Annotated in this window: 1 rRNA gene; it reads left to right on the top strand. The window is 55.6% G+C overall.

The features are described 5' to 3' along the window. A 23S ribosomal RNA gene (locus tag UQ64_RS27570) occupies positions 1 to 338 on the top strand; the annotation flags it as partial.

The raw sequence follows: 338 nt of genomic DNA, 5'->3' as shown, positions 1-338 counted from the left end.
GGCTGTGATGGGGAGCGAAAATTATAGTAGCGAAGGTCATGATCTCACACTGCCAAGAAAAGCCTCTAGCCAGGAGAAGGTGCCCGTACCGCAAACCGACACAGGTAGGCGAGAAGAGAATTCTAAGGCGCGCGGAAGAACTCTCGTTAAGGAACTCGGCAAAATGACCCCGTAACTTCGGGAGAAGGGGTGCCCCGGTAGTGTGAATAGCACGAGGGGGCCGCAGTGAAAAGGCCCAAGCGACTGTTTAGCAAAAACACAGGTCTGTGCGAAGCCGCAAGGCGAAGTATACGGGCTGACGCCTGCCCGGTGCTGGAAGGTTAAGGGGAGTGGTTAGG

The organism is Paenibacillus etheri (assembly GCF_001012825.1).
Classification (GTDB): Bacteria; Bacillota; Bacilli; order Paenibacillales; family Paenibacillaceae; genus Paenibacillus_AQ; species Paenibacillus_AQ etheri.
Note: the sequence above shows the minus strand (reverse complement) of the source record. Positions and strands in the feature narration are given on the sequence as shown.